Origin of the sequence: Hyunsoonleella sp. 2307UL5-6, assembly GCF_047345485.1 — a bacterium.
Classification (GTDB): domain Bacteria; phylum Bacteroidota; class Bacteroidia; order Flavobacteriales; family Flavobacteriaceae; genus Jejuia.
Map to the genome: position 1 here is coordinate 1 of NZ_JBLFEN010000019.1, position 3952 is coordinate 3952.

The 3952-nt window shown below is 32.4% G+C and carries 5 protein-coding genes; all 5 read right to left on the bottom strand.

Features of this window, described 5'->3' with window-relative positions:
- Window positions 1–253: 253 nt before the first annotated feature.
- On the bottom strand, window positions 254–937 hold the full coding sequence (locus ACKGJY_RS15375) for a hypothetical protein (protein ID WP_413974785.1): 684 nt from the start codon (window positions 935–937) through the stop codon (window positions 254–256).
- A 158-nt stretch (window positions 938–1095) separates the two neighbouring features.
- Window positions 1096–1977 (bottom strand): hypothetical protein, encoded by an 882-nt coding sequence (locus ACKGJY_RS15380; RefSeq protein ID WP_413974786.1) that lies wholly within the window; start codon window positions 1975–1977, stop codon window positions 1096–1098.
- Between the two features lie 138 nt (window positions 1978–2115).
- Entirely contained in the window at window positions 2116–2715 is a 600-nt protein-coding gene (locus tag ACKGJY_RS15385) for a hypothetical protein (RefSeq protein WP_413974787.1), read from the bottom strand.
- A gap of 152 nt (window positions 2716–2867) precedes the next feature.
- Entirely contained in the window at window positions 2868–3254 is a 387-nt protein-coding gene (locus tag ACKGJY_RS15390; RefSeq protein WP_413974788.1) for a mannose-1-phosphate guanylyltransferase, read from the bottom strand.
- A 5-nt stretch (window positions 3255–3259) separates the two neighbouring features.
- Window positions 3260–3808, bottom strand: a complete 549-nt coding sequence (locus tag ACKGJY_RS15395) for a hypothetical protein (RefSeq protein ID WP_413974789.1) — start codon at window positions 3806–3808, stop codon at window positions 3260–3262.
- Between the last annotated feature and the right edge of the window lie 144 nt (window positions 3809–3952).

The following is a 3952-nucleotide window of genomic DNA, read 5'->3' on the forward strand; positions in this document are numbered from 1 at the left end:
CCATTTTGCTAAAGAACTCGATTGTTGAAACAGAAAGGTCAAATGACTGTTTTATTATCTTTCTGGCTATTTTTTGCAGTATGTTCATTTATAGTTCAGATTTTTTTCAGCTTGCAGGTAACGGTTTTGTGTATGATTAGTGGCGTGTTTTAGCTACTAATTTAGCAAATACAAACCGAATAGAAAATCCGCGAGGATTTTCGTAAGTAGGCGAGAACTAGCCATTAATTATACACGGTGTTGCCAGTAGTTTTTATTCCGTTTTATATTTTATTATCACTCTATCTCCTCGAAAAAATGATTCTTTCTCTTTTTTGTCAAAAGTCAAATTCGGTTCGTGAATTATTTCCAGATTGTTATTGTCAGTCCATTTGGCAGAAATGCTTTTACTTTCTCCTGTGTAATACATTATTCCAGCTCCACCACCAGAATTCCATTCCATTATTCCGCTTGTGTGGATATATTTTCCGTTTGTAAACTCTTCGTTAATCCTAAATTCCTTTGTTCCGTCAATCGTTCTAATTTTAACGAGTTCGTTTGTAGTAAACTCAAATTTTGGTCTTACTCGTCTTTTCGCTTTTGGTTTTTCGGTCGAGATTAGTTTTAAGAAATTTTCTAATTCCGATTTTCTGTCATTCAGAGTTTTTTTGTCAGCTCCAAGTTCTTTCCATAAGTCCAAATCCGTTCCGTTTTCAATTATTTCTTTAACGGTTTTATAAATTTCAGGTTCTAAAGATTTTGTTTCCCATTGTGCTAATGCAAGTCCGAATAATGAATTATTTCTGTCGTCTGAATCTGAAAAATAATCTTCAAATTCCGCTTTGATTTCGTTCGAGACCCAAACTTGATTTCCTCCATTATTGTACTTATCGAAAAAGTTCGAATAAATGTCAAGTGTAGTATCGTTTCCTTTTATTTCTGTGTTCCAAACTCCCATTTAGTTCTGTTTCTCAAATTACTGGCAACGTGTTTGTGTATGATTAGTTGCGTGGTTTAGCAACTAATTTAGCAAATAAAAACCGAATAGAATATTCCGCAGGAATATTCGTAAGTAGGCTAGAACTAGCAATTAATTATACACATTGTTAGGCAACGTTATTTTGTTTTAATCGGAATAGATAATTCAAGTTTAGTTCCGACTGATTTTTTTTCTGATGTCATTGCTGGTCTTAATTTCGGCAATGAATAAAGAATGTCTATAATTTGTTTTTTAGCTTGATTTCCCCCTTTTAGAGAATTCAGACTTTTTATTTGCGAAACTTTTCCGTTTTTATCAATATGTAAATCAAATTTTAATATTCCTTCCTCTTTTGGTGTTTTTAATTTTCTCTTTTTTAGTTCTCCAATTAAATATGAATGAATGTATGTCATTGTACACTTTCCAATAGCCTCTTTGTCTCCTTTTTCTGTACACTCATAAGCAGATAATGGTTTGGTTAATGCTATAGTTTCTTCTTTACTCGGAACACACATTCCTTTTATTCCCTTTTTAGTCGTAACAGCAACAAGTCCAAGTCCTTTTTTATAAAACCTTTTTTCTTTACTACCATCAGGGTATTTATTTTCTATTACTAAAAGATTCTTGTAATTACAAAATGGTGATTCAAAAAAACCATCTATTTCAATTACTTTACCAGATTCCCATTTTGTTCCTTTTATTGGTCTTTCGATTAACAAAATGACATCTTTTTTTTGTTTTTCGTTGTACATAAAAACTGTGTCATTCTGTTTTCTTAAAAGTAAATCATACGATGTTCCGCCACCAAAATCTTGTTCGTAATTAAAGTATTCAATTCCGTCTTTTTCTGTTGTTCCAGTTACTTTTTCAACATATGTAGCTGTTCCCCAAGTCAAATATTTTTCAAATCCAATTTTTAGTGGATAATAACTTTCTCCAAAGCTCTTTTCGCAAAATTCACTTTGTCCGTAAGTCAAAATTGGTAGAATTGCTAATAATAAAAATATTGTTCTTTTCATTCGTTGATTTGGTTTTAATGTTGCCTAACGTTTATGTATAAGAATAGTGCGGTTTTGTGTGGGAGGATTTTCCGAAGGAAAATCAGACGTAACAAAAGCGCACGAACTCTTGATTAAGCACTAAACTACGCATTATTTTTATACGGTGTTACCACCAGTTTTTATTTTTATCAGACTCAAAATTAGAAGTCCGATTAATATAATATTTGTCCAAAAAGCAAAACGTTTAAATTGCTCACTTTTGTCCGTTTTTAATGTTAATTTTTCTGCGATTAATATTTTGCCTAGGTCAATACTTTGATTTTCTGTTATTTTAAAATCAAACTGACTTTCTTTTTCTCCAACAACATTCAAGTAATCAATTCCGCCATTTTCGTTTTTTCCAACAAGCCAAAATTCTGTCGTTCCGTCATTGTCAAACCAAAAGTCAGACGTTTTATTTGGCTTTAATTTTTTGTCAAAAGTGACATAGTTTCCAGTTCCGTTCCAGTTGTTATTCCAAAAAGCTATTACATATATTTTTAAGTTTTTGTCGGTCAGATTTTCAGTCCGAATATTAACTGGAGTAGAGGCACCAAAAGTACTGTCAAATAAGGAGTTAATTCCTAAGGCTGAAAGTCCGATTACAATTCCGAAAACTGAGAGCAATTTTAATCCATTTTTTTTGTCCGATTGAGATAAATATCTAATCAGTAAAATAAGGATAAGTAGGAAAGCTGAAAACAGTAATATGTTCATTTTTTAAATTGGTGGTAACGGTCTCGGCTATGAGTAGTTGCGTGGTTTAGCACTTAACTTTGCAAGCACACACCAAGTTGGAAATTCCGCAGGAATTTCCAAAGTAGGCGAGAACAAGCAATTACTTATAGCCATTGTTGTAGCACGTTTTTTTAATTCATTTTTTCGTTTTCCAACTCTGCAAACTTTTGTTTGTCCGTTGGTTTAATATTAACTAATTCAAATCGATTTTTGTCCAAAACATTGAAATCAACAAGACTTAAATAAAGGTCAACAACTTTTCTGTCAATTATTATTTTTCCGCGACCAGCCCAATGTCGGTCTGTTCCATTTTTCTTAATACCAGAAATCCAATATTCGTCTCCGTTTTCTATGTCATAGTAGTTTCCAGATATTCCACGAGCATTTGAATTTTTAAAAGCCTTTCCGTTGAAATAAACTGTTCTACCAGTTTTTGAAAATTCAGCCATTCCAATCCAAGCAGGTCCATTATCTCCGAATCCACTTTTAAGCTCTATATATCTTAATTCAGGTTTCATTTTTTTTATTTCAAGTTCTCAAGGAATTCAATCGGATTTCTCATAAATCTGTCTGGATTTGAATCCTTAATTAATTCCGCCAATTCTTTAATATTCGGATTACATAGATTTCCGTTTTCGTCCATTAAAATCCATTCGTTCCGCTCGCATAAACTCAACATTGAATTCAAGAAATTCAACTCTGTGTCTCTCAAATCAGTTCGGAATCTAAAGTCCTCTATAAACTGTTCTTCTTTATTAAAGTCAATTCCAACATCGTGGTCAACTTTTCCATTTTCTATTTTCCAACTTTCGTTGTCCCAAGAAGCTCTTGGTATGATTTTGTCTAGTTCATATCTCAATTCATCAATGTTAACCTGTATTTTTTTCCACCATTTCGTTGAAATCGCATCTTTAAATTCAGGTTCAGGTGTTTCATTTGAATCCACATCCCAATTATCCCAATACTTTTCCCATTCAGCGTGTTTAATTTCAAGCTGTTTTGGAATCTCTCCATATTTTTCCTCAATCGATTTTTTAGGAAGTACAAATGTTAAAAATTGATAGATTGCCATTGGATTTCTTAAATGTGCTACAACGTTTTAGTGTAAACAAAGTACGGGTTTGTGGGCAGCGATTTTCCGAAGGAAAATCGTAAGTAAGCAAACGAGTACTTTATCAATGTAAGTCACAAAAATAGTATTTTTTTTACACATTGT